Genomic DNA, 25,398 nt, shown 5'->3' on the forward strand with positions numbered 1-25,398 from the left:
TGCAACGGGCTTTTTTGTTGACGCCAAACCGTGCTCAACCGGTTATCAACGATACAATTTGTGATAGGTGCCCTGCTGGGCAATCAACTCGTCATGGCTGCCGCTTTCAATGATATGGCCGTCCTCAAACACCAGAATACGGTCAGCCTGTTTGATCGAACTCAAACGGTGAGCCACAATCAAGGTGGTGCGATTTTCCAGAAACGGTGCCAAATCCTGATACAACTTACGTTCGGTTTCCATGTCCAAGGCCGAGGTCGCTTCGTCCATAATCACCACTTTAGGATCCTGAAGAATCATGCGCGCAATCGCCAGACGCTGGCGTTGACCTCCGGAGAGTTTAATGCCGTTTCGACCAACAACGGCATCCAATCCCTTTTCCAGGGACTTGACCACATCGTCGAGCTGCGCCTGTTGCAACGCCTGCCATAATTTGGATTCGTCTATTTCCTGCCCCAAAGTCAGATTGAAACGGATGCTTTGATGAAACAAAACCGGCTGCTGCAAAACCGTCGCCACATGCTCACGCACGGTCGATTGACCAATTTCATCAATAGGTTGCCCGCCGTACAGAACCTGGCCGGATAACGTTTCATAAAAGCCCAATAGAATTTGCACCAGAGTGGTTTTTCCTCCCCCGCTCGCCCCCACCAGCGCCAGTTTTTCGCCTGGCTGAATGGTGAAATTAAGATTATGCAACACCTGTTCGCTTTTCCCGGGATAGGCGAAACTGACATCCTTAACCGCCACTGAAATGGGTTTTGGATCAACAAACGGATTGACCCGGCACACATAAACCGGTTCCTGCTTCAAATCCAGCACTTCGTTGATGCGCTGTAAGGCCCCGCTGGCCGCACTGTAACCGTATTGAATCGCCAGCATCTCCTGCACTGGCCCCAACATATACCAAAGGTAACCGAACACGGCGATCATCTGCCCGATACTCAGATCCGAAAACACCACCATAAGCATGCCCACACCGCGGAACACGTCAAACCCAACCAGGAAGATCATGAAGGAAAAACGGCTGGCGGCGTCACTTTTCCAAGTAAAGGCTTCGGAATGCTGCTTGATGGAGTAGGCGCTTTGACGAACCCGGTCAAAGAAATTGCTGTCCTGATTGGCGGCGCGCACCTGTTGAAGCGCATCCAATGTTTCGGTCAGCGACTGTTGAAACACATCGACCGCACTGTTTTCCTGTTTTTTAAGGGTCTTGACCTTACGCCCGAACACCATGGTGAAATAGACCACCACCGGATTCAGAAAGATAATGAACAGCGCCAACTGCCAGTTCAGCCACAACAACACCAAGCTGACGCCCACCAAGGAGAACACTGCGATAATCAACTTGCTGACGGTGGTGCCTAAAAAGGTGTCGATGCTGTTGACGTCATTCAACAAGGTCGCAGAGACACTGCCGCTGCCAAGCGTCTCATACTGTGCCATGGAAACACCCTGCACGCGTGCCAACAAATCCTTGCGGATTTTAAAGGTCACGTCCTTGGCGATGACGGTGAACTGCTGCATCTGCCAGACGCCAAAGCCCAAGCCGAAAATTCGCAACAGTATGGTGATGATCGTGATGGCGGTAATGTAATAGACCGGGCCGTACCAATCCGGACTGACGAAGGATTGCAGAAACGCCACAATCGGCCCCGGCTTATCCAACAGCACCTCGTCCACCAGAATCGGCAGCAATAGCGGCAAAGGCACGGTGGCCAGCATCGCCAAAAAGGCGATGATGTGCGCTTTCACCAGTTGCGGCTTATGCTGTTTGACCAGCTCAAAGATACGCGTCCAGGTATAGGATCGTTCAGACAAAGCCCTGACTTTGACTTTTTGGGGTATTTCGGCAGCCATGCCTCTCATAAAAATCCTAAACCAGCTTAAACAGACGGTTGAAATTGTAGGTGGTGGCCTGCGCGACTTCATCAAACGTCAAACCTTTGAGTTTGGCGATCTCTTCAACCACATAGCGTGTATAACCCGGCTGATTGGTCTTGCCCCGGTAAGGCACCGGTGCCAGATAGGGCGAATCGGTTTCCACCAATAAACGTTCCAGCGGGATTTGCGTGGCGACTTCCTTGAGTTCAACGGCATTTTTAAAGGTGACGATGCCTGAGAAAGAGATGTAGAAACCGATTTGCATGGCGCGTTGCGCCGTGGCCATGTCTTCAACAAAACAGTGCATGATGCCGCCGATTTCATCCGCCCCTTCTTGCTCCAGAATGCTGAGGCAATCCGGTGTGGAGTTGCGGGTGTGGATGATCAAGGGTTTATCCAACTGTTTGGCAATGCGGATGTGCTGCCTGAAACGTTCGTGCTGCCATTCCATCGATTCGGCTTCGGCATCGAAATGGAAATAATCCAGCCCGACTTCACCGATGGCGATCACCTTGGGGTGGGAAGCCGCTTCAATCAGCGCCTCGTCAGACACCACCACATCGGGGTCTTCACAAGGGTGCACGCCAATCGCGGCATAGACTTCATCAAATTGTTCAGCCAATTTTAATACTTCTGGCCACTGCTGCGGGTTAATCGCCACACATAGAATACGTTTCACGCCTAATTCCGCGGCACGTTCGATGACTTCTTCCACCGAACCGACTTTGTCTTCCGGCAGGATATTCAAATGACAATGTGAATCGACTATCACGCTAAACTTCCTTTTATCAAATTTCCGGCAAACACGCTCTGTAAAGGTGTCTGCGATTGTTGAATCTGTAACCATTCCAGACACAAGGCTTCCATAACCAATTGTTTATTGGCATTGGCATGCCAGCTGTTTTTGGCCTGTAGACAGGCCTGTTGAAATCGTAGCCAGTTCTGAATCTGCTCATCGCTGTAATCCGAATCGGCTTTATACAAAGCCGCCCGTAACGCCGACACCGACCACTGGTAGAAGTAATCAAACACTTGCTGAGGTTGCTCCCACTTCAGCCATTTCTCAACCACTTTCGGCACCGTTTTTTGAACGTTTTGCATCTGTTTGAGTGCCGTTTTCCATTCATTATCCTGGTCAAACAGCCCCAACTCAATCCACTGGTGCGCCGCAATGGGTGCGCCCCAATTCAAACGTAATGCCCGTTTCAACAAGGTGATATCGGCTTGCGGGTTGGCTTCTTGCAACCAGACCAATGCATCTTCAATCGGCGGCGTAGTGAAGTTCAATTTTTGGCATCGGCTGATGATGGTGGCAGGTAAGCTTCCCACCTTGTGCGTCGTGAGAATGAACAAGGTCTGTGCAGCGGGTTCTTCCAGCGTTTTCAACAAAGCATTGAAAGCCGACTGGTTGAGATGTTCCGGCCCTTCCACCCAAGCCACTTTATCCCCCCCCTGGTGGGAGGTCTCATTGAGTTTGTAGACCAGTTCGCGAACCTGATCCACGGAAATCTCTTTTTTGTCCTCCTGAATCTTCAGATGGAAAAAGTCAGGATGTTGCTGGGTGACGAACAGATGACAGCCAGAACAGTGACCACAGGCGTTATGTTGCTCACAAAAGATAGACTGAGCCAGCTGCTGAACAAAGGTTTCAATACCGATCCCATGAGGGCCGGATAACAGATAAGCATGCCCTAACCGGCTCTGCAGCGTCTGCCAGTGTTGCCACTGTGTTTCCATCCAGGGATAAATCATGCCGTCTCCAACAATGTTTGCAACCTGGCCTCAATCTGCGCCTGCACACTCTCAAGCGGTTGACTGGCATCCAGCACCTGATAACGCTCCGGAGTCTGAGCCGCGCGTTTCAGATAAGCATTACGCACCTTCTCGAAAAAATCGTGGCGTTCCTGCTCAAAACGGTCTGTCTGTCCACCACGTGAAGCCACGCGTGCCATACCGACCTCAATCGGTAGATCAAACACAAAAGTGGTATCCGGAAAGGTTCCTTTCTGAACCCAGTTTTCAATCTCGGCAATACGTTCAAACGCAATGCCCCGCGCCGCGCCTTGGTAAGCATAGGTGGCATCGGTAAACCGATCCGACACCACCCATTTACCCTGCGCCAGTGCCGGTAGAATTTTCTCCTGCAAATGCTGGGCGCGTGCGGCGAACATCAGCAGCAGTTCGGTATCTTCGTGCATTTGCGTGTAGGCCTTGTCCAACAGTATCTCACGCACCGCTTCGCCAATCTCGGTCCCACCGGGCTCGCGTGTGGTGATGACTTCAATCCCACGCTGTTTCAGCCAGGTTTCTATAAACGCCAGATTGGTTGACTTTCCAGCGCCTTCGGTGCCTTCCAAAGTCAGAAATTTACCTTTCATACAATTGAGTGTCCTTGTTTTGTATTCAGCGCTTAAGACTCATTTAAGCAATTGATATTTACGCACCGCGCGGTTGTGTTCGTTCAGGGTTTCCGAAAAATAGTGTTCGCCATTGCCTTTGGAAACAAAATACAATGCCTTGGTTTGATCGGGATGCATCACCGCCTCAATTGCCTCGCGGCTCGGCAGGGCAATCGGCGTAGGCGGCAAACCATTGATACGATAGGTGTTGTAAGGGGTGGTTGTCAATAAATCTCGTTTGCGGATATTGCCGTCATAACTCGGACCTATGCCATAGATGACGGTGGGATCGGTTTGCAGACGCATACGCTTGTTCAAACGGTTAATGAACACGCCGGCAATCAACGTACGCTCTTGCGCAACGGCGGTCTCTTTTTCAACCAACGACGCCATAATGAGAGCCTCATAAGGACTTTTGAACGGCAACCCCTGCTGTCGATTCTGCCAGGCCTGTTGCAAAACCGCTTGCAAGTCGGTCTGGGCACGCAACAGAATATCCTTGTCGGAATCTCCGGCCTGATAAAAATAGGTTTCCGGCAGGAATTGTCCTTCCAGTCCGGCAAAAGGATAAGCGGACGAGTTCGCGTTCGACAGAGCAAACACCTCATACAACTCCGACAACCGCTCCGTCGACAATTGCTTGTCGATTTTGGGCAATGCCTGAACTTGCTGCAAAGTCTCCTTAAAAGTGTGCCCGGCAATCAACGTCACCGGATATTTGACGGTTTCACCTTTAATCAAGGCCTCGGTTAGCTCTTGAACCGTCCAGCTTGGCTCAATCATCATCTCGCCAGTTTTGATCAAGCCATGCCGGTCAAAATAACGTAAATACCAGACATACCACTTAGGGGAATTCAACAGGCCTGCCTGATGCAGCTGACTGGCGACACTCGCTGCTGAAGCACCCGGTTGAATCTCAACCACGGCTGGCTGCGTTTGGGTTGAGATGGGTTCAATCAAAAACTGGCGAACCTGATAACCCAAAACCAATGCGGCTACTATAAGCAGTAGGCCCATCCACTTGAACAATTTTAAGAAAATACGTTTCACTAAACTACCTGTTTCGCGTTATTCTGTTGCCACTCATACCAGGCCTGCTGAATTTCAAATGTACGTTCAACCGCAAAAACCTGCTCTTCAAATTTCGCAACCGGCATGATGCCGCGTAGCGCATTGCTCAAGAAAACCTCATCGGCCTGAGCCAAGTCCTCCAGACGAACGATGCGCTCACACCACGTCAAACCCAAGTTCTTTATGATCTGAGGCAGCGTATGACGGGTTGTCCCGGCGACTCCGCTCTGGCTCAAATCGGGCGTAATCACTTCCTTTCCCTGAATCAGAAACAGGTTGGATTGAGTGGCGCAAATCACCTGCTGATTGGCGTTCAGCATCAACCCTTCTGCAAATCCGGTGTCCGCCAATTCGGCTCTGGCGAGAACGTTTTCCAAACGGTTAAGATGTTTCAGCCCCGCCAACTGTGGATTGATGCCACAAACGGAATCACAGCGTTTCAATTGCAATGGCTCCGGCTGTTTGGCCATCTCTTCGCTCGTGGCATACACAGGGTGTGGCGACAACTGCACCACCAGATTGATCGAAGGGTCGCTTGGCGGTTGGTAGCCAACTCCTCCCTGCCCCCTGGAAACAATTAATTTGAGCACTTGAGGTTGAGGCAAATCCTGCTCGGATAGTACCCCTGCAAGCTGTTCAAGAGTTTGAGCCTGATCGAGCTTTGGAAAACCCAAACGCAACGCACTTTGCTCAATCCTGAACCAATGTCCAGACCAGTTGTAGATTTTGCCCTGACACACCAACATGGTCGTGAAAAAACCGTCGCCATACTGAAACGCCCGTTCCAATAAACTGATTGTTGAACAGGCCTGCCCATTTACCCAAGTTCGCGTTGTCGGCTTGCTCAATCCAAAGCCTCCTGGCTTCTGAGGGCTCGAATCAAGCCTTTAGCCTTATGGCGGGTTTCAGTCAATTCATGTTGCGGATCCGAATCCGCAACGATGCCGGCTCCGGCTCGAAACTGAACAATTGACTGTTCACCCTGCTGGCTATGCACCATGGTGCGAATCAGAATATTTAAATCCAGGGAACCATCACGATTGATGTATCCCAAAGAACCGGTGTAGGCTTCTCTGGGCATCTGTTCGAGTTCGGCGATGATCTCCATGCAACGAACTTTCGGACAACCGGTAATAGTGCCTCCCGGAAACAGGGCATGTACAATGTCCAGCGGATCATAGCCGTCTTGCAACTGGCCGCGCACATTGGAGACGATGTGATGCACATGCTCATAGGTCTCCACCACCATCAACTCATTGACTTCAACCGTACCGGGCTGACAAATTCGCCCCAAATCATTGCGTTCCAGGTCAATCAACATGATGTGTTCGGCGCGCTCTTTGGGGTGCGAAATCAATTCATCAATCAATGCCTGATCGGTCGCCAAATCATCACTGCGTTTGCGGGTTCCGGCTATCGGGCGGGTTTCTACCCAGGGGGGCTGATACTTGACCAATCGCTCGGGTGAAGAGCTGATGATGCTCCACGGTTGCTGTTCATCAAAATAAGCCAAAGCCGCAAACGGAGCCGGGTTATGAGTACGCAAGGCACGATAAACATCCACATAATTAGACTTCTCCGCCAGTTCGACCTGCCAGAGACGCGACAGATTGACCTGAAAAATGTCCCCGGAAAGAATATATTCTTTTATGGCTTTGACGCCCTCCAGATACTTCTGTTCCGGTTCTTCCTGAGCATTTTGGATTTGAATCGCGCGCTCGTTCACCGGTGTCGTCAAGGCTGATTCGATATCCGCTTGAATCTGCGGTATCAGGTGCGCAAATTCAGGTTCGGCAACAATTTGAACCTCTGCGGTTTGATGATTCACCACCACAGCAGTCGGAACTCGGGTCAGGTTGGCGAGTGGAAATTGCGAGCTTGGCAAGTCCAAACTGGGTTCAATCGCCTGAGCATAATCGTAACTGAAATACGCAAACCAGCCCCCGTAAAACGGCAAATGACAATCCGTTTCCGTCAATTTCATGTCTGAAAACGTCTGTTTGACCTCGGATTGGAAGCGCACGATATCCGCCACATCCTCTAAGCGGATCACCTCTTGTGGAAATGCAAATAGAATATCGTACTGGCCCAACACCCCCTGAGCGACGCTTTCCAGTAAAAACGGATAACGCTGAGGGTGCAACTGATGCAATGTGGCAAGATCCAAATGCTGGTTCTCAGAAACGCAAACAGGCTGTATGTGTACAGCCTGCTGGGTTTTGATAGATTGGCTTCTATCCATGCTTACGCTTCTCAATTAACTGTGTCGGGTGAAAAGTAACGATTATACTTTACCCAACACCAAACTGGCGTTGGTTCCACCAAAACCGAATGAGTTTGAAAGCGCAAAATCGACCTTGGCATCACGTGCTTCGTTGGCCACATAATCCAAATCACACCCCTCTTCGGGGTTTTCCAGATTGATGGTTGGCGGCAACTTCTGCTCTTTGATTGCCAAAGCGGTAAAGACCGCCTCCATCGCCCCGGCCGCACCTAAAGCGTGACCAGTCATGGACTTGGTCGAACTCATCGCCAAATTGTATGCATGCTCGCCAAAAGTCGATTTAACCGCCATGGTTTCGCATACATCGCCAGCCGGCGTCGAAGTGCCATGTGCGTTGATGTAATTGATTTTGGAGACATCCAGTTTGGCATTGTTCAAGGCGGTAGCCATACAACGCGCTGCACCTTCTCCGCCTTTGGCCGGTAAGGTCATGTGGTAAGCGTCACCACTCATTCCAAAGCCCAAGACTTCGGCGTAGATTTTGGCACCACGTGCCTTGGCGTGCTCATACTCTTCCAGCATCACCGCTCCGGCTCCGTCACTCAACACAAAACCGTCACGGTCTTTGTCCCAAGGACGACTCGCTGCCTGAGGATTGTCATTACGCGTGGATAAAGCTCTTGCCGCCGCAAACCCACCCAAGCCGAGTTCGGTGGTCGCATATTCGGCACCGCCGGCCACCATCATATCGACATCGCCGTATTCGATCATGCGGGCGGCATCACCAATGCTGTGCGTTCCAGTGGCACACGCAGTACCAATCGCCATATTCGGGCCTTTCAAACCAAACATGATAGACAGGTTACCTGAAATCATATTAATGATGGCACTGGGTACAAAAAAAGGTGAAATACGACGCGGGCCAGACTTCTGAGCGATTGCATGCTGATTTTCGATTGAACCGATTCCGCCGATTCCGGAACCGATGGACACACCGATTCGAGTGGCATTCTCTTCTGTGACTTCAATTCCCGAATCACGAATCGCCTGCACGCCTGCAGCAATGCCGTAATGAATAAAAGGGTCCATCTTTTTCGCTTCTTTGGCAGAGATATAATCGGTGACTTCAAAGCCTTTGATCACTCCGCCAAACTTGACTGAAAAAGGTTCAGTATCAAACTTGGTCAGGTAATCGATACCGCTTTTGCCTGCCAACAGACTTTCCCAAGTTTCTGAAACCGTTAATCCTACAGGCGTCAAAGCCCCCAAACCGGTAATCACAACACGACGCTTAGACAAAATGCATCCTCATTTTTAAAGTCCATATATAAAAAAAGCCGTAAAAATACGGCTTTCTCGTCAACAAACGCAGGTTCGAGACCCTGGAATTAATCCAAGTTTGCTTCGATGTACGCTTTAGCTTGCGCCAAAGTTGCGATTTTCTCTGCTTCTTCATCAGGAATTTCGCAATCAAATTCTTCTTCTAGAGCCATTACTAGCTCAACAGTGTCTAGAGAATCCGCACCTAAGTCATCTACAAATGATGCATCAGCCGTTACCTGATCTTCTTCTACACCTAATTGCTCAACAACAATTTTCTTTACGCGTTCTTCAATACTGCTCATGGAATTCTCCAGTCTTCTTATAGTGTTTAAAAATAGGGTTAAATAATTTTTCGTATTTTCGCTTTATCTGCTTAGATTATCAAGTTTTTAATTACGCTTTTCTTGATTTGAATCATAAATCGAACGGCAATCGATGCCACTCGGCATTAAATCATGTACATTCCGCCGTTGACGTTCAAGGTCTGTCCGGTAATGTAAGAGCCACCTTCGCCAGCCAAAAAAGTGACCGATTTGGCAATGTCTTCAGGTTCGCCCAAACGACTCAACGGAATCTGATTGGTCAAGGCGGCACGCTGTTCTTCAGGCAAAGCACGTGTCATATCGGTATCGATAAACCCAGGGGCAATGGTGTTCACAGTAATGTTTCTGGCCCCCACTTCACGTGCCAAAGATTTACTGAAACCAATGATGCCCGCTTTAGCTGCGGCATAGTTGGTCTGCCCGGCATTACCCATAACCCCAACCACGGAAGCGATATTGATAATGCGTCCACCTTTGGCTTTCATCATGCCACGCAAACAGGCTTTGCTCATACGATAAACCGAACTCAGGTTGGTCTGGATGATGTCATCCCACTCCTCATCCTTCATGCGCATCAATAGATTGTCACGGGTAATGCCGGCGTTATTCACGAGAATGGTCGGTACGCCAAACTCTTTGGTGATTTCAGCCAATACATCCGTGATCATCTGCGCATCCGTGACATTCAGACATTTACCCGCACCCTGCGCACCCGCTTCGGACAAGTAAGCACTGATTTTTTCAGCACCGCCTTCGGAAGTGGCTGTACCAATTACGGTTGCACCCTGTGCCGCTAAATCTAAAGCGATCGCTTTACCAATTCCGCGACTGGCTCCGGTCACCAATGCAACTTTACCTGTTAACATACTTTGTTCCTTACTAAAATGATTCGAATAGCGACTATTCTATAAACTTGAAATGGCTTTTTCCAGTGTGGCATTGTCATAAACTGCGACCATGCCCATTTTACGGTCAATCCTGCGATTCAAGCCCATCAAAACCTTTCCTGGTCCCAGCTCAAACAACTGATCAACACCATTGGCTTTCATTGCTTCAACCGTCTTAACCCATTGCACCGGACGGTAAAGCTGTTGAACCAAGGCCTGCTTGATCTGCTCGGCAGATTGCGACACTTCGACATTAACGTTATGCAAGACCGGCGTGCTCGCTTCGGAAAAAGTCATGCCCGCCAGTTTTTCCTGCAAGGCATCGGCGGCCGGCTTCATCAACGAACAGTGCGATGGCACACTCACCGGAAGCGGAACAACACGGCTTGCTCCGGCCTCTGTGGCAGCCTCCATAGCGGCTTCAACTGCGACTTTTTCGCCGGCAATCACGACCTGGCCGGGCGAATTGAAATTGACAGCCTCAACCACACCTGACACCTGCTCGCACACAGCCACCACCTGAGCGTCTTCCAGCCCAAGTACCGCAGCCATAGCACCTTGCCCTTCCGGCACGGCCGACTGCATCAAACGGCCACGCTCTGCAACCAACTCAATCCCTTGAGCCAAAGTCATCACGCCACTGGCCACCAAAGCGCTGTACTCACCCAAAGAATGCCCTGCCATATAAGCAGGAGACACAGCTTTCTGTTCAGCCAGTGTACGGTAAACAGCAATTCCGGCGGCCAACATCGCCGGCTGGGTCACGTCGGTTTGGTTCAGCTTACCCTCTGGATCATTTTGGACAAGATTCCACAGGTCATAACCCAATGCATCAGACGCTTCAGTAAAGACCTCTTTTACCGAAGAATGTGTTTCAGCCAGTTCGGCCAACATTCCAACAGACTGCGAACCCTGCCCAGGGAAAACAAATGCATATGACATAAACAATTCCTAACTCAATTCATTTTGATTGATGACTTCCAATCTACCAGAAACCAAAAACCACTTTCACTTCTTATTCTACTCAAATGTTCTTAATACTTGATCAGTGCGGAACCCCAAGTGAAACCACCGCCAAACGCTTCAATCAAAATCGTCTGTCCTCGCTGAATACGTCCATCCCGTACAGCCTCGTCCAGAGCAAGCGGCACTGAAGCGCTCGAAGTATTCGCGTGTTTATGCACGGTGACCACCGTCTGATCATCAGCCAACTTCAGTTTTTTGGCGGTCGCTTTAATAATTCTCAAGTTCGCTTGATGCGGCACCAACCAATCAATGTCCTCTTTGTGCATGTCATTGGCCTCTAAGGTTTCTGTGGCAATGCGGCTCAAGGTGTTAACGGCCACCTTAAAGACTTCATTGCCTTTCATTGACATGGTTCTTTCCGCAATTTCATCGGTTTTCGGCAATTTGGATGGGCCGGACGGGACGTGCAGCAACTCTTCGTACTGGCCGTCGGCATGGATATGGGTGGATAAAATTCCAGGCTCCGAAGACGCCTCTAAAATCACCGCGCCAGCTCCATCCCCAAACAAAACACAAGTATTACGATCACTCCAATTCGTGATACGCGACAGAGTTTCCGCCCCGACCACTAAGGCGCGTTTCGACATACCGGTTTTGATAAATTGATCCGCCACACTCAAGGCATAAACAAAACCTGAACAAACGGCCTGAACATCAAATGCTGGTGAGCCTTTGATATTCAGTTTCTGCTGCAACAAACAGGCGGTGCTTGGAAAAATTTTATCCGGGGTGGTGGTTGCGACGATGATCAGATCGATCGACTGGGCATCGATGCCAGCCATCTCAATCGCTTTTAGGGAAGCTTGCTCGGCTAGATCACAGGTCGTTTCACCGTCGGCGGCAATATGTCTTTGCTGAATACCGGTTCGCTCTTGAATCCATTCGTCGCTGGTTTCCACCATTTTTTCAAGATCCAGGTTCGTGAGGACCTTTTCCGGCAGATAGCCACCTGTTCCAATAATACGACTGTAGATTTTTTGATTCATGAGACTATTCTTTTTATTTTTGTAGTTTCCAACAGGCCTGTCCGAAAAACGTCGGTCTTTAACCGACCTTCTCAGAGGTTTGACGTTTAATCAGGCTGGACACTTCTGCAGAAATAAGCGCTGGAACATTTTTACTGACTTCCAGTCGCGCTTCGGCAATGGCATGCAAAAACGAAAACTGATCGGCACCGCCATGGCTTTTGATGACAATCTTCTTCAACCCCAATAAGGACGCTCCGTTATACCGACGCGGATCGACCTTATCTTTAAAGGACTTTAACACAGGGTAAGCCAAAAGCGCGACCAGCTTCGTCAACAGATTTTTCTTAAAGGCATCCTTCAGGTAGAAGGAGATCATTTTGGCCACCCCTTCACTGGACTTCAGAGCGATATTACCGTCAAAACCGTCACAAGCGACGACGTCGGTATCGCCCTTATAGATGTCATCCCCTTCAACATAACCGACATAGTTGATATTGGTTCCTTGCAGAATCTGGTGTGCATCCTTGATACGCTGATGCCCTTTGATTTCTTCCTCACCGATGTTCAACAAGCCGACTTTAGGATGCGGATTATCATCCACCGCCTTGGCCAGCACCGAACCCATGATCGCAAATTGCGCCAGGGTATCACCGTCAATTCCGACATTGGCACCCAAATCAAGTACGTGGACATGCCCTTTCATGGTCGGCATAGACGTGCAGATGGCTGGACGATCAATATCGGGCAGGGTCTTTAACACAAACTTGGCAACGGCCATCAAAGCTCCGGTATTGCCGGCACTGACGCAGGCTTGGGCCTCATCTTCCTTAACCAAATTAAGGGCGATTCGCATGGAGGATTGGCGTTTATTTCTTAGGGCTTTTGAAGGCAGGTCATCCATTTCAACCACTTGTTCGGCATGCTGAACGGTTACCCGGGAGACATCGTATTGATATTTGGACAACTCAGCGTGGATCAGGTCTTCTTTACCGACCAGAACAACGTGAATATCAGAAAACTTAGACAGTGCATCTAGTGAAGCTGGAACGGTGACCGAGATGCCGTGGTCACCGCCCATTGCGTCGATGGCAATTTTAATACTCAAGACAACTTAGCCTTTATCTTGAACGACTTTTTTACCTTTGTAGTAACCATCAGCGGTAACGTGGTGACGACGGTGAACTTCACCTGTTGTTTCGTCAACCGTCAAAGTCGGTGCAGATAACGCATCGTGAGAACGACGCATACCACGTCTTGATGGGGTTTTACGACTCTTTTGAACAGCCATGTCAATCTCCTAAAAATTAATCAATCTATTTCTTTAACCCTTGCAACACTGCAAACGGATTAGGTTTTTGAGAGTCCTGATCATCAGAACCGCTCTCTAATTCAATCTCTTCGTCCAATGCGGAATCCGATCTATTTTCATAGTCCATTGAACTTCCTTCTTTCATGGGCGCAAGGGGCACACATAAAAGCAGTTCATCCTCCACCCATTCCGGCAGAGAAACTCTCTCTTCAAGAAGTTCAAAGATTTCCACATCGTCCGGAACCTCATCAACCACGGCTGATGATTCCGCCAACACGCCCTTAACGGCCGTCTTTACTGGATAGTCAAATGCCTCTAAAGAACGTTGGCATTCTAAATTTAAAGTGGTTTCCAACTTCATGCTATAGGCTGGCATTTTCAGCGCCTTATCATAAAAGAAGTCCATTTCAACCATCACATCACGATCATGATCCAAAACCAGCTCAGCAAGGCGCTTTAAACGCCCCTGATTGACTCGTGCCACAATATGTTTATTATGGTTAGCCATGTAAAGCGGATCAATCAATTCGGGAAGCTTCTCAAACATAGCGGCGAATAATACCTGTATCAGTTAATTAAGTCAAAAAAAAGGCGGCTTTTTTACAAAAAATGTTTACGACCTAGATATTTCATAAACATTCTTTAAAACAAAGACATACTTTCAGTTTAAATCTGGAGAAACCCTCTCGATTTCAACCACATAAACGGCCCGGAACCCAAGCCTCATATTCTAACTCAAATAGTCCAATACTTTTATGCAAAAAATCACACACAAGAATCAATTGCCACCAATCATTCTCGGCTCTTCCTCCCCTTTCAGGAAGGCATTGCTGGAAAAGCTACAATTGCCCTTTGCACAAAACGCGCCGCAGGTGGATGAAACCCCACTTGAAAACGAGTCACCACTGGACATGGTACAACGCCTGTCACGACTCAAGGCCAAAACTATTGCCGAGCAGTTTCCCGACCACATCACTATTGCCTCGGATCAGTGCGCAACCTTTAACAACCAAGCAATCGGCAAACCGCACACTCACGAAAACGCTGTCAAACAATTGCAGGACTTCAGCGGCCAGTCAATCACCTTCTATACAGGCCTGGTGGTATTTGATCCACGCACTCAAAGCTACCACCAACGGCATGACGAAACCATTGTGCACTTCAGGCCCCTGAACGAGACAACCATTCAGAATTACCTACTGGCCGAAACACCCTATCAATGCGCAGGAAGTTTTAAATCGGAAGGACTTGGCATCACACTCTTCTCAAGCATACAAAGTCGCGACCCCAATGCTTTGATTGGATTGCCGCTCATTGAGCTGACCACCATCTTTCAAGAAATGGGCATCACCCTCCCACTAGCGGAATAAAAAACTCACCTCAATAAAAAACAGGCCATACAGGCCTGTTCATTTCTATTTGCCGTTACTCATTAATATAATGAGCGTGCCATTACACCCTTTGAATTATTAAATAAGATCAAATCCGCGTCATCAGCCACGCATGCAGGGCATGCAAATCTTCAAAATGTGCCAAGGGTTCGTGCACATCCAACTCATGCGATTCATGCACTCCATGCGCCAGGGCCACACGATCCATATTAATATTGCGCGCCATCTGCAGATCGAAAGTCGTATCTCCCACCATCAACGCCGACTCCAGCGGAACATCCAACTCGGCCAATATCTGTTCCAACATTAAAGGGTCCGGCTTGGAAGCCGACTCTACCGGCGTGCGTGTCATGTCAAAATAGACTCCAAACCCACACTCCTGCAGAACCTGATCCAGCCCTTTACGGCTTTTGCCTGTGGCAATCGCCAGCTTGACCCCCTGATTCTTCAAACTGAAAAGCATGGCTTCGGCACCGTCAAACGCTTCCATGGCCACTTCACTTTCGTGCAAAAAACACTGGGTATAAGCTTGCGCCATCGCTTCAATCTGGTCGACACCGACCTCGGGATACAGACCCAAAATCGCCTTCTCCAAACTCAAGCCGATAATCTGCTTAGACTCATGATCCGATAATACTGGCAAACCGCAGCGCTCGGCCGCCGCTTGAATCGACGCCACAATACGCGCTTCAGAATTCATCAAGGTGCCATCCCAATCAAAAATCACTAACTCATATTTTTTCACTTCACCCACCACCTAACTCTTACTCAACGTTTCCCGGCAACGCCAAGGTCTCAATAATCTTTTTAAAATCGGGCCACAAAGGCGCTTCAATACACATCCACTGCTTGGTGACCGGATGAGTAAACCCAAGAAACTGGGCATGCAAACCCAAGCGTTTCAGACCTAAAGGACGAAACCGTTTATTTACATCACGGTCACCGTACTTATCATCCCCAATCAACGCACAACCTTGCGACAAGGCATGCACACGAATCTGATGCGTGCGACCGGTTTCCAACTTGACCGACACCAAATCACACTCACGCAAATGCCGTTCCACCGTGAAAAAACTCACCGAAGGCTTGCCATCCGCAGCCACCACCACATGCCAGCCACCCTCTTTGGGGCGGTCCTTACGCAAAGGCAAATCCACCTTATGTTTGCGTTTTGGCCAGCGCCCCTCGACAATCGCCAAATAACGTTTATCCAATTTATTGTCGCGAATCTGTTGTTGCAGGTCTTTCAAAACCGAAGCTTTTTTGGCAATCAACAGGCAGCCCGATGTATCACGGTCAATCCGGTGCACCAATTCCAACCTTTTGGCCAAGGGGCGCAACAACCTCACCACTTCAATCAAACCCCAGTTAACTCCGCTGCCACCATGCACCGCCACCCCGGAAGGCTTGTTGACCACCATGAGGTCTTTGTCTTCGAAAAGAATATTGTCTTCAATACGCTGCATCTGGCTGCGCGGGATATCACTTTCCACAACGGTTTTGGCCTCTGGAACACTTACCGGCGGAATGCGCACCACATCCCCTGAAACCAAACGGGTTTGCGCCTTGACACGCCCCTTATTGACCCTGACCTCGCCCTTGCGAATAATCCGATAAACCAAAGTCTTAGGTGCCTTTCTTAAAAAACGCATTAAAAAATTATCGACCCTTTGTCCTTCATCTTCTTCGGTGACTGTTACAAACTGAACTTTTGGCGATTGCGCCGTCATAGCCTTACCATTCCTTGCCTAATCCTTCTCACACCCAATATACACAACCCCGCGAGAAACTGGGGGAATGGGCGACTCTCTGTTAATTTGGCGTCAGTTTACCCGGTGTTTGATAATATGTCATTGCATAGCGACAAAATGAGTGCTATATTTGCGTGGCTTAATTTGTAAGCGTATGTTAGAGATGGCACAACTCAAAACTGTGCAGGAATTTTGAAAATCGGTTCACAGCACTTTATATATAAGGCTTTGAACCTTTTAAATCACCCATCAAAAACACACTTACAGACGATACTGTGACAAACTCCGTTTAAATCGATAGCCAATTGCTCGAATTTAAACGAGTGGACCCCAAATTAACGGGCGCGACTTTCAAAACATCGAGTTATAAGACGCCTGATTAATGATACGGGACAAAGACCAATATCGTAAGAATTGCACGACTCTCAAGCAAAATTCATTTGCTTGAGCCTGGCTAGAGCTTAATGCCAAATCCCAATAAAAAAACCATTAAGCTCGATAAAAATGTTGTAACAAACGTCGGTGATTTAAATGCCGACTGGTAAACAAATAAGATTATTGTGAATCGACTCCTTAAACACCTATTTAATTTAAGATGAGTCACGGTTAAAAAACCAACCTGTTAGTCCTTGAAAAAACGACACAATCGTAATCCACTAACAATTTTCATTCACATCCAAAACGCTGTTTACCCACCATAAAGCAGACAACAATTCGCCAGAATTGAATTTTTACGACCTTAGTAGGCCTATCCGGCTACTAAGCCTTCCGAGCAATCGGCTTTGTTCCCGTCGAAGTCCCCCGTATCTCTTGTAGTTAACGTGTTTTTGAAACAACTAAAGAGAACAGCATGAAAAGAATGCTCATAAATGCGACCCAGCCCGAAGAGCTGCGCATTGCACTTGTCGATGGACAAACCCTATATGATCTAGACGTAGAAACCCCACTTCACCAAAAGAAAAAAGCCAATATCTACAAAGGCCGCATCACTCGCATCGAACCAAGCTTGGAAGCGGCATTTGTGGACTACGGTTCAGACCGACACGGCTTTTTGCCTTTCAAGGAAATCGCTGAACAATACTATCCTGACAGCAAACCGGAATCCGGACGCTACAGCATCAAAGACATTCTCAGCGAAGGCCAAGAAGTCATTGTTCAAGTTCAAAAAGAAGAACGCGGCAATAAAGGTGCGGCACTGACCACACAAATCACCTTGGCGGGCCCTTACATCGTCATGATGCCAAACAACCCGAAAGCCGGTGGAATTTCACGCCGCATCGAAGGGGATGATCGATCTGAAATCCGCGATTCACTGCGCGATCTCGACATTCCGGAAGGCATGGGTTTAATCATTCGCACCGCCGGTGTCGGAAAAAGTTCTGAAGAACTGCAATGGGGCGTCAGCTACCTAGTGCAACTCTGGGATGCCATTCTAAAAGCGGCCGACTCCAAACCGGCTCCGTTTTTGATTCACCAGGAGTCCGATATGGTCATTCTGGCGATTCGCGACTACCTGCGTCAGGATATCGGTGAAATCATCATTGATGACATGGAGACCTTCCACAAGGCACGTGACTTTATTCAGCACGTGATGCCGCAGCAGGTCTACAAGGTCAAACCCTATCAAGACACCATTCCGCTGTTTACGCGTTTTCAGATTGAATCTCAAATCGAATCCGCCTACCAGCGCGAAGTCACCCTACCCTCAGGTGGTGCCATTGTCATTGACATCACCGAGGCCTTGACCGCCATCGACATCAACTCAAGCCGCTCCACTAAAGGTGGCGACATTGAAGAGACCGCCTTCCATACCAACATGGAAGCGGCTTGCGAAATCGCACGCCAGTTACGTCTGCGCGACATTGGCGGACTGGTGGTTATCGACTTCATCGACATGCATTCCAACCGCCACCAACGTGAAGTGGAAAACAAAATCAAAGAAGCGGTCAAATCAGATCGTGCCCGTGTACAGATTGGCAAGATCTCTCGCTTTGGCCTGCTCGAAATGTCACGCCAACGTCTGCGCCCTTCGATCGATGAATCCACACAGATCGTCTGCCCACGCTGTAAAGGCGTTGGGGTGATTCGTGGTGTTGAGTCACTTGCGCTGTCCATTCTTCGTCTGCTTGAAGAAGAATCCATGAAGGAAAACACCCGTCGCGTCACCGTGCAACTGCCGGTTGATGTGGCAACGTTCCTTTTAAACGAAAAGCGTAATCAAATCACTAAAATTGAAGATCGTCACAATCTGCATGTTCTGATTGTGCCGAACGAGCATTTGGAAACCCCGCAATACAGCATGGAACGAACTCGCAACGGTGAAGATTCCTCCTCCAATGCCAGCTATGAAATCAAAGAGATGATTCTGCCGGAAGACCACCTGGTAATTGAACCGGCAAAACCAGCGGCTCCGGAAGAACCGGCGATTAAGAATGTTCAGCCAAGTGCGCCACCGCCAAGTGCCACGGCACCAAAGGCTGCATCCTCTGCCGAATCCAAGCCGGGACTATTGGCTCGAGTCTGGAAAGCTTTATTCAGCACAGCTGAAGAAGCCCCGGAAGAAACCTCTAAAAAAAGCGATGCTTCACAACAGGGTCGTCAACGCAAAGATAACCGTAGAAGCGGTGGCAACCGTCCGTCCAACCGCCGCAACAACCGTCGTCGCAATGCGGATGACCAGGATAAGGATCAAGCCAATAAACGTGGCAACGAACCTCGTGAAAAACGCGAAGAAAGTGGAGACCAGAACGCAGAACAAGGCAAGCCTCGCAGACCACAACGTGACCGTCGCCCACGCAAGGATCGCGAACCTAAAGCGACGGATCAAGGTGACCTTAAAGCCAAGCAGGAGACTTCAACCGATAATCGCTCCGAAAAGGCAGGCGACAGACCGAGAAGAGCACCTAAAGGAAATGAGGCCAAAGTCGATTCCGATCAGACTGATAGCCGCTCTACTGGGCCGGAATCTTCTCAGAAAGAGGAAGACAACAAAGGTCGTCGTACCGGTCAACGTCGCCGTAGCCGCTACAACAGTCGAAACTATAATCGCCGTCGTCGCGCACCGGCCGGAGCCGAAACTATGTCGATCGATTCTCCTCACCCTGAGCACGCGGCAGCCAAGACACTGCCGACTCCAACGCCTGAAATTGCACCACAAGCTCAGGCCGAACCAAAAGTCGAATCTAAGGGTGAACCTCAGGCCGAAAAACCAACTGAAACCGTGGTCAGCCAGCCTGAAGTAAAAAACGAGACTGCTGACAAGGTGGAAAACGTCACCGAACCGTCAAGTGAACAGCCGACAGAACAAGAGAAGAAATCAAGACCTTCTCGCAGTCGCCCAAGAAGAAGAGACCGCTCTCGTTCAAAACCGGATTCCAAAAAATCCGCTAACGAAAGTGAATCTCAAACAGAAAACCAACAACCGGAAAAGGTCAACGAGCCGACCGAGTGATTGGCTAAACATTTGACTTTTATAGTCAGTGGACAATAAAAAAGGCGCTATGAAATAGCGCCTTTTTTATTTGATATGTCCCGTCCTGAAATAGGTTGACACATTGGAGACCTATCCATGGACATTCCGCATAGAAAAAGAACCCAACGTGATTACACTCTAGGCTTTAAATTATCCGTTGTAGAACAAGTAGAAAAAGGCACGTTTACCTACAAGCAAGCTCAAAAACATTACGGCATCCAAGGCCGTAGTACTGTATTAACCTGGTTGAGAAAACATGGTAATCTGGACTGGACAAAACTCCATAAGGAACCGACCGTGTCAAAACCCCAATCCAAGACTGCCCCCGAAACCCCAGCACAAGCCATCAAACGTCTAGAGCGCCAGCTATCAGACGAACAGCTCAAAAATAGCATTCTAAATGAAATGGTCGATCTTCTGGATAGTCAGTACGGAACGCAGCTCAGAAAAAAGCACTTAGCCAAACAATTGAAAAAAGACGGCAACAAAAAAGAGTCAGTCTAACGCACCTGTGCCAATTGTTTGGCTTATCAAGACAAGCCTATTACCAAGCTAAGACTCGAGATGAAAAGCGCTATGAGCAATGGCAACGCATAGAAAGTATTGTGCTGGATATTAGAAGAAAACTACCACGACTCGGCACGAGAAAGCTTTATCATCTTATTAAAGACACACTGGAATCACTCGATATTAAAATAGGCCGAGACGGCCTATTTAGCTGCTTACGCAGCTTGGGTCTGTTAGTGAAACCCACAAAGAGTTACATCAAAACAACCTATAGTAAACACTGGATGAAAAAGCATCCCAACCTTTACGTTGAGCCAAACTTAACGCAACCTGAACAAGTGTTTGTCAGCGACATCACCTATGTAGAAAGTGAACAAGGCATTCACTACCTGTCATTAGTAACGGATGCCTACTCACGCAAGATCGTTGGACATAAGCTCAGCCACGATATGAAAGCTGGCAATATGGTTCAAGCCTTTGAACAATCCGTAAAAGGTAAAGACTATAAAAACCAGCTCATCCACCACTCAGACAGAGGCTCACAATACTGCTCAGAGCGTTATCAATCGAGCTTAAGAAAACATGGTGTCAGGCCATCGATGACCGATGGCTATGACTGCTATCAAAATGCACTTGCCGAGCGAGTGAACGGAATTTTAAAGCAAGAGTTTTTACTGTATAAATGTAAAACCTTTAACGAACTTAAAATCCTGATTGACGAATCAGTAAGGCTTTATAATGAATACAGACCGCACCTGAGTCTTGGAATGAAAACGCCAGAAGAAGTGCACAAAAAAGGCCAGTTACTTACGTAACTGACCTTATTTAAAACCGTCAACGTATTTTAGGACGGGACAATATCCCTGTAAAACGGAATCAAGTTCCCTATTGCACTCTAACCAGGCCTGCTTATTTTAAATTCAGCTTCTCCTGCTTGATATGCCTCAACAAACCTTCCGACGCATCGGTCACCATATCAAACACCAGGTCAAAACCCTGCGGGCCACCGTAATATGGATCAGGCACTTCGGTTTGAGCAAACTGTTCGGCAAATTCAAGAAACATAGTTATTTTGGAAAAATGCTCGGGCAATGCCTGCTCTTTCAACAAGCTGTAATTCGCCTCATCCATGGCCAGAATATAGTCATACTCGATAAAGTCTCCAAAATCGACTTTTCTCGCCCTCAAATCCTGCATCTCAATGCCGCGATCGCGTGCCACTTCCATAGAACGTGAATCCGGAGGATTACCAACATGGTAGGCATGGGTACCGGCCGAGTCGATTTCAATTAACGCATCCAGCGCTTCATCTCTGACCAACTTACGAAATACCGCATGAGCGGTAGGAGAACGGCAAATATTGCCCATGCAGACAAATAAGACTTTTACTTTTTCAGACATAATCCGATCAACCTTCGTTAAAATAGGCCCATTAGTTTACAGGCCAATCAATCAAAATGCACTCCTCTGCCGCAACCACAACTGCCACTCAACCTTTATTTGACTATTCAGATGACTGGATACTTTATGTGGACGACAGCATCATTGTCGCAAACAAACCTTCCGGCCTATTATCCGTTCCCGGACGCGGCCCGGATAAACAGGAGTGCCTGATTTCACACCTACAAATCCACTTTCCTGATGCACTGGTGGTGCACCGCCTGGACATGGACACCAGCGGCATCATGCTGTTTGCACGAAACCCGCAAGCCCATAAAGACTTAAGCCGTCAATTCCAGGACCGCCTTACACAGAAGTCCTACCGAGCTCTGTGCGCGGGCAAACCCACTCAAACTTCGGGCAACGTCAGACTGCCAATGCGGTGTGACTGGGAACGGCGTCCATTGCAGATGATTGACTGTATACATGGCAAATACGCGGAAACACACTGGCAATTACTGCAACAATATCCCGAGTTTTTTGAGGTCGAACTGACTCCGGTCACAGGTCGGTCCCATCAATTGCGTTTGCATATGAAAGCCCTTGGCCACCCTATTTTAGGCGACAACCTGTATGCCGACCCATACAGCTTGGAGTTGATGCCGAGACTGATGTTGCACGCCCAAGCGTTACATTTCACCCATCCAGTGAGCCTACAAGCTATGAGCATCACCTGCCCGGCCGACTTTACGGCATTCATTGAAGGTCGAACAAAAAACATGGCATAAATAATGCTTAAACTCTGCAACAACGTACCACTTTTTGCAAAGGGCCAATCAGAATGTCAGACATCGATTTACAACAGGACGATAAAGCAACCTTGGAAATGCTCGAAATGATGGGCGAACTGCCATCCGAACAGCTAGACCAAGACAACAACGAAACCGATGTGGACGAACTTCTGATGGCCGTTCAACAGGCCAACGCCGGCGAAGATGAAACCTCGATTGAAGTTGAGGATAAGCCTGCTGTTGAGCCAACGGTTGAACCCGATGCCACCGATGACGAAACCCTCGATCTGGATGACATCGACTCCATTCTGGCCGCAGCCGGTGAAGCGGAGACAGTCACAACAAGTGATACTGATGTGACGGATATTGAGACGGAACCTTCGGAGCCCGCACCACAAAACTTGGATGAGATGGAATCGATGCTCAACGAGCTTGCAAGCGAGCCCCCTAAAAACGCCGAACTCGAAGTCACGGGAACTGATTCTCAAGAAGAGATAATCAAAGACAATGCCTCAGACAAAGAGAATAGCGAAGACCTGGAAGAAGAAGCCATTGCAGAGCCATCGGAACCCCTTGCAGAATCGTTTGATGACAGCCTGACAGAAGAATCCGCTACCGAGACTTCAGAGACTGAAATAAGCGACACAGAAATAGACGACCTGATGAACCCGGCTGACGAAGTCGAAGCTTTAAACTCGGATGAGATGGTGCTTGAGGAAGCCGAATCCAGCGAATCCGAAGAATCCAATGACCCATCCCTTGAAAATGACAAGGAAAACGATGAAATCGACGAGCCAAGCGACGAAAGCATGGACGAGGTCATGATGGAAAACGAAATCTCGGAAATTACCGAAACTCCAGATATTTCGAATTCTGAAGCACTGCAGGATCAAATGGAAGAAAATGGACTGGATGAATTCGAAGAAGTCGAAGCGATTCAGACCGCCATGTCCGATTCAGATCGCAACACGGAAGAATCAACCGAAGCAGATGACGCCCACATGATCAATCAGGCCACCGACTCCATCGAAAACATGGAGCAAGCGATTTCCATCGACCAGGAAGTTCAAGCCATCGCTTCTGAGGTAAAGGATACGGCTCAGGAGGCCACTTTATTGGCCATCGCCACTACCCGCAAGGCACATGAGTCTGCCGAAAGGACTCAAAAAGCCATTGAAGCGACCTTTGCCGCGGCAGAAAGAGCATTTGAAGCCGCGAAAAACGCCGGTTATACTTTGGAACTGGAAGGTTTGGATGGCACACTTTCCATGGATGAAATCGACCAACAGCTAGCGGAAATAAAAGAGAAAAACCAGCAATTGAAATCGATTAACTTGAGCCTGAAAACTCGCATCGCAGAATTGAAACCTGAATAAGCACATAGGCCCATGCCATGAATGACAACCAAATTACCGACGATCTACTTGAAGAACTGGAACAGCTGGAAAACTCGGCTGAAGCCCTCGAAAAACAAGTGAATCACAGCCAGGAAAAACAAAAGGCTTTCGAGAAATTGGATTCGGCCTCAAACATTGATGCCACCTCCCTGGCCCTAGAGGCGGCAAAAACCTCTCAAGAAGCCGCATTTCAAAGCCAAAAAGCGGCCGAAACTTCCATCAAACACGCCAACCGCCAAAAAGCGCAAATCATTGAATTGACCGATGCCAATTTTTCTTGGCGTCAAGCGGTTAAAACGGCCAACCACGAGTTGAAAGCGGCAAGATCAAGCTTTACCATCATGTTGATCATCAGCATCGTCATGGGCGCTGTCTCCATGTCGGTTGTAGGCTGGTTGCTTTACAGCATGAACAAAAAAGAAAACCAGTTCAAAGGTGAAGTGCTTGATATTATCCAAACTGAAAATGCCTTGCACAACAAACAGATCACCATCAAAGTGGATGAGATTTCTTCACTACTGGAGCTGCTGACCGCTGAAATCAAACGCATCAGCCCGACACACAAACAGCACACCCAAGTTGAACCAACCTCCCCCACTCCTGTGGAGAATGACTCGATGCAGGCCGAAGACAGTCCTTCTGAAAACGTCATCGACTTACAGCAAGAAGCGGTTTCCGCAGCGCCACAAGAAACGCCTACGGAAGAAGTCGCCATCAAACCTGCTGTTGTTAGCGAGAACAAGCCTGCGACATTAGTCATGGATGAGACCCAGTACAAGGAGTTGAAGTCTTTGATCGAGCGCATTCTGTCCGAACAGCAAGCCCTGCAAGCCAAAGCCATGGTGACCGGTGAAGTCACTTCCAGCGCCTTGTCGGCCAGCCAGGCACAACAGCTTAAAGACATTATCTATTTGGTCAAAAGTCAGTCTAAAACACTGAAAAAAATTCAAACCGACCTCTCCAAACAACCGTTGGCAAGCCAAACAAACCAACAAGTGGAGACCTCCGTCAAACAGGCACAGCAAAATTATCAACAGATTCAAAAAAGCCTAAGCGAATTAAAAGCACAGCTGAACACCCTAAAAAACCAGCAAAACAGCTTGCAAGAGCAAGTGAAAACCTTACAGGCGGAAACCGAAAAACTGGCGGCTGAACCTAAACCTTACAGCTACCGTATTCCCAAGTAATCTTTCCTGAAAACCGGTTCAAACCATTTGGCTTTTCAAGTGCACACATTTGCCTTGAAGAGCCGTTTTACTCTTAGCCGCCGTCTGCTTTTTAATCCAACCTTTATC

General features: G+C 48.5%; 24 protein-coding genes. 6 read left to right on the top strand and 18 right to left on the bottom strand.

Annotated features, from left to right (window positions below):
* Positions 1-45: 45 nt before the first annotated feature.
* The 15 genes from B076_RS0108000 to B076_RS0108070 all read right to left on the bottom strand — a co-directional run bounded on the left by B076_RS0108000 (position 46) and on the right by B076_RS0108070 (position 13,961).
* Positions 46-1,860, bottom strand: coding sequence for an ABC transporter ATP-binding protein (locus B076_RS0108000; protein WP_051347256.1), 1,815 nt, complete (start codon positions 1,858-1,860; stop codon positions 46-48).
* 16 nt (positions 1,861-1,876) lie between these two features.
* Positions 1,877-2,656, bottom strand: coding sequence for a TatD family hydrolase (locus B076_RS0108005; RefSeq protein ID WP_028486843.1), 780 nt, complete (start codon positions 2,654-2,656; stop codon positions 1,877-1,879).
* Positions 2,653-3,636 carry a DNA polymerase III subunit delta' gene (holB, locus tag B076_RS0108010; protein ID WP_028486844.1) on the bottom strand — a complete coding sequence of 328 codons (984 nt, stop codon included), beginning with the start codon at positions 3,634-3,636 and terminating at the stop codon, positions 2,653-2,655. Before holB ends, B076_RS0108005 begins: the two co-directional genes overlap by 4 nt.
* On the bottom strand, positions 3,633-4,262 hold the full coding sequence (tmk, locus tag B076_RS0108015) for a dTMP kinase (protein ID WP_028486845.1): 630 nt from the start codon (positions 4,260-4,262) through the stop codon (positions 3,633-3,635). The genes holB and tmk overlap by 4 nt, the downstream gene beginning before the upstream one ends.
* Before the next feature lie 39 nt (positions 4,263-4,301).
* A complete protein-coding gene (gene mltG, locus B076_RS0108020) occupies positions 4,302-5,333 on the bottom strand; it encodes an endolytic transglycosylase MltG (RefSeq protein WP_028486846.1) in 1,032 nt (343 codons plus the stop codon).
* Positions 5,333-6,202, bottom strand: coding sequence for an aminodeoxychorismate lyase (gene pabC, locus B076_RS12490; protein WP_084205734.1), 870 nt, complete (start codon positions 6,200-6,202; stop codon positions 5,333-5,335). The genes mltG and pabC overlap by 1 nt, the downstream gene beginning before the upstream one ends.
* Entirely contained in the window at positions 6,199-7,596 is a 1,398-nt protein-coding gene (locus B076_RS0108030) for an aminodeoxychorismate synthase component I (RefSeq protein WP_084205735.1), read from the bottom strand. Before B076_RS0108030 ends, pabC begins: the two co-directional genes overlap by 4 nt.
* 42 nt (positions 7,597-7,638) lie before the next feature.
* Positions 7,639-8,877 (bottom strand): beta-ketoacyl-ACP synthase II, encoded by a 1,239-nt coding sequence (gene fabF, locus B076_RS0108035; protein WP_028486848.1) that lies wholly within the window; start codon positions 8,875-8,877, stop codon positions 7,639-7,641.
* Positions 8,878-8,966: 89 nt separating this feature from the next.
* Positions 8,967-9,203 carry an acyl carrier protein gene (gene acpP, locus B076_RS0108040; protein WP_028486849.1) on the bottom strand — a complete coding sequence of 79 codons (237 nt, stop codon included), beginning with the start codon at positions 9,201-9,203 and terminating at the stop codon, positions 8,967-8,969.
* Between the two features lie 146 nt (positions 9,204-9,349).
* Positions 9,350-10,090 (bottom strand): 3-oxoacyl-ACP reductase FabG, encoded by a 741-nt coding sequence (gene fabG, locus B076_RS0108045; RefSeq protein ID WP_028486850.1) that lies wholly within the window; start codon positions 10,088-10,090, stop codon positions 9,350-9,352.
* A gap of 39 nt (positions 10,091-10,129) precedes the next feature.
* Complete coding sequence (gene fabD / locus B076_RS0108050; RefSeq protein WP_028486851.1) at positions 10,130-11,053, bottom strand: ACP S-malonyltransferase; 924 nt, start codon at positions 11,051-11,053, stop codon at positions 10,130-10,132.
* Between the two features lie 92 nt (positions 11,054-11,145).
* Positions 11,146-12,123, bottom strand: a complete 978-nt coding sequence (locus B076_RS0108055; RefSeq protein ID WP_028486852.1) for a beta-ketoacyl-ACP synthase III — start codon at positions 12,121-12,123, stop codon at positions 11,146-11,148.
* A 58-nt stretch (positions 12,124-12,181) separates the two neighbouring features.
* Positions 12,182-13,210 (bottom strand): phosphate acyltransferase PlsX, encoded by a 1,029-nt coding sequence (plsX, locus tag B076_RS0108060; protein WP_028486853.1) that lies wholly within the window; start codon positions 13,208-13,210, stop codon positions 12,182-12,184.
* Positions 13,211-13,216: 6 nt separating this feature from the next.
* On the bottom strand, positions 13,217-13,393 hold the full coding sequence (gene rpmF / locus B076_RS0108065) for a 50S ribosomal protein L32 (RefSeq protein ID WP_028486854.1): 177 nt from the start codon (positions 13,391-13,393) through the stop codon (positions 13,217-13,219).
* Positions 13,394-13,418: 25 nt separating this feature from the next.
* A complete protein-coding gene (locus B076_RS0108070; protein ID WP_028486855.1) occupies positions 13,419-13,961 on the bottom strand; it encodes a YceD family protein in 543 nt (180 codons plus the stop codon).
* Positions 13,962-14,169: 208 nt separating this feature from the next.
* Between B076_RS0108070 and B076_RS0108075 the strand changes: the two genes are divergently transcribed.
* Entirely contained in the window at positions 14,170-14,784 is a 615-nt protein-coding gene (locus tag B076_RS0108075; RefSeq protein ID WP_096777344.1) for a Maf family protein, read from the top strand.
* A gap of 109 nt (positions 14,785-14,893) precedes the next feature.
* On the opposite strand, the gene B076_RS0108080 is transcribed toward B076_RS0108075, so the two are convergent.
* On the bottom strand, positions 14,894-15,559 hold the full coding sequence (locus B076_RS0108080) for an HAD-IA family hydrolase (protein ID WP_245566341.1): 666 nt from the start codon (positions 15,557-15,559) through the stop codon (positions 14,894-14,896).
* A gap of 10 nt (positions 15,560-15,569) precedes the next feature.
* A complete protein-coding gene (locus B076_RS0108085) occupies positions 15,570-16,535 on the bottom strand; it encodes an RluA family pseudouridine synthase (protein ID WP_028486858.1) in 966 nt (321 codons plus the stop codon).
* An 871-nt stretch (positions 16,536-17,406) separates the two neighbouring features.
* On the opposite strand from B076_RS0108085, the gene rne reads away from it, so the two are divergent.
* Positions 17,407-20,007, top strand: a complete 2,601-nt coding sequence (rne, locus tag B076_RS0108090) for a ribonuclease E (RefSeq protein ID WP_028486859.1) — start codon at positions 17,407-17,409, stop codon at positions 20,005-20,007.
* Positions 20,008-20,124: 117 nt separating this feature from the next.
* Positions 20,125-21,350, top strand: a protein-coding gene (locus tag B076_RS13185; protein ID WP_245566342.1) for an IS3 family transposase whose coding sequence is annotated in 2 segments (ribosomal slippage) — positions 20,125-20,482 and positions 20,482-21,350 — 1,227 coding nt in all. Because the reading frame shifts where the segments join, the coding sequence is not laid out codon by codon here.
* 94 nt (positions 21,351-21,444) lie between these two features.
* Here the strand turns inward: B076_RS13185 and B076_RS0108105 are convergent.
* Entirely contained in the window at positions 21,445-21,936 is a 492-nt protein-coding gene (locus B076_RS0108105; RefSeq protein WP_028486862.1) for a low molecular weight protein-tyrosine-phosphatase, read from the bottom strand.
* 56 nt (positions 21,937-21,992) lie between these two features.
* Here B076_RS0108105 and B076_RS12495 point away from each other — a divergent pair, with 56 nt between their 5' ends.
* The 3 genes from B076_RS12495 to B076_RS0108120 are packed head-to-tail and all read left to right on the top strand — an operon-like array spanning position 21,993 to position 25,290.
* Entirely contained in the window at positions 21,993-22,703 is a 711-nt protein-coding gene (locus tag B076_RS12495) for an RluA family pseudouridine synthase (protein ID WP_051347258.1), read from the top strand.
* Between the two features lie 53 nt (positions 22,704-22,756).
* Positions 22,757-24,082, top strand: a complete 1,326-nt coding sequence (locus B076_RS0108115) for a hypothetical protein (protein ID WP_028486863.1) — start codon at positions 22,757-22,759, stop codon at positions 24,080-24,082.
* Positions 24,083-24,099: 17 nt separating this feature from the next.
* Entirely contained in the window at positions 24,100-25,290 is a 1,191-nt protein-coding gene (locus tag B076_RS0108120) for a hypothetical protein (protein ID WP_028486864.1), read from the top strand.
* Positions 25,291-25,398: the final 108 nt, after the last annotated feature.

Origin of the sequence: Thiomicrorhabdus chilensis DSM 12352 (assembly GCF_000483485.1) — a bacterium.
Classification (GTDB): Bacteria; Pseudomonadota; Gammaproteobacteria; order Thiomicrospirales; family Thiomicrospiraceae; genus Thiomicrorhabdus; species Thiomicrorhabdus chilensis.

Bases quoted from the DNA above. Each gene is read 5' to 3' on its own strand.
- B076_RS0108055 (WP_028486852.1), bottom strand. From the start codon at position 12,123: ATGAATCAAAAAATCTACAGTCGTATTATTGGAACAGGTGGCTATCTG.
- B076_RS0108070 (WP_028486855.1), bottom strand. From the start codon at position 13,961: ATGTTTGAGAAGCTTCCCGAATTGATTGATCCGCTTTACATGGCTAAC.
- acpP (WP_028486849.1), bottom strand. From the start codon at position 9,203: ATGAGCAGTATTGAAGAACGCGTAAAGAAAATTGTTGTTGAGCAATTA.
- B076_RS0108120 (WP_028486864.1), top strand. From the start codon at position 24,100: ATGAATGACAACCAAATTACCGACGATCTACTTGAAGAACTGGAACAG.
- holB (WP_028486844.1), bottom strand. From the start codon at position 3,636: ATGATTTATCCCTGGATGGAAACACAGTGGCAACACTGGCAGACGCTG.
- fabG (WP_028486850.1), bottom strand. From the start codon at position 10,090: ATGTTAACAGGTAAAGTTGCATTGGTGACCGGAGCCAGTCGCGGAATT.
- B076_RS0108000 (WP_051347256.1), bottom strand. From the start codon at position 1,860: ATGGCTGCCGAAATACCCCAAAAAGTCAAAGTCAGGGCTTTGTCTGAA.
- B076_RS0108075 (WP_096777344.1), top strand. From the start codon at position 14,170: ATGCAAAAAATCACACACAAGAATCAATTGCCACCAATCATTCTCGGC.
- B076_RS0108105 (WP_028486862.1), bottom strand. From the start codon at position 21,936: ATGTCTGAAAAAGTAAAAGTCTTATTTGTCTGCATGGGCAATATTTGC.
- B076_RS0108030 (WP_084205735.1), bottom strand. From the start codon at position 7,596: ATGGATAGAAGCCAATCTATCAAAACCCAGCAGGCTGTACACATACAG.
- fabD (WP_028486851.1), bottom strand. From the start codon at position 11,053: ATGTCATATGCATTTGTTTTCCCTGGGCAGGGTTCGCAGTCTGTTGGA.
- rne (WP_028486859.1), top strand. From the start codon at position 17,407: ATGAAAAGAATGCTCATAAATGCGACCCAGCCCGAAGAGCTGCGCATT.
- B076_RS0108115 (WP_028486863.1), top strand. From the start codon at position 22,757: ATGTCAGACATCGATTTACAACAGGACGATAAAGCAACCTTGGAAATG.
- tmk (WP_028486845.1), bottom strand. From the start codon at position 4,262: ATGAAAGGTAAATTTCTGACTTTGGAAGGCACCGAAGGCGCTGGAAAG.
- B076_RS0108085 (WP_028486858.1), bottom strand. From the start codon at position 16,535: ATGACGGCGCAATCGCCAAAAGTTCAGTTTGTAACAGTCACCGAAGAA.
- rpmF (WP_028486854.1), bottom strand. From the start codon at position 13,393: ATGGCTGTTCAAAAGAGTCGTAAAACCCCATCAAGACGTGGTATGCGT.
- B076_RS12495 (WP_051347258.1), top strand. From the start codon at position 21,993: ATGCACTCCTCTGCCGCAACCACAACTGCCACTCAACCTTTATTTGAC.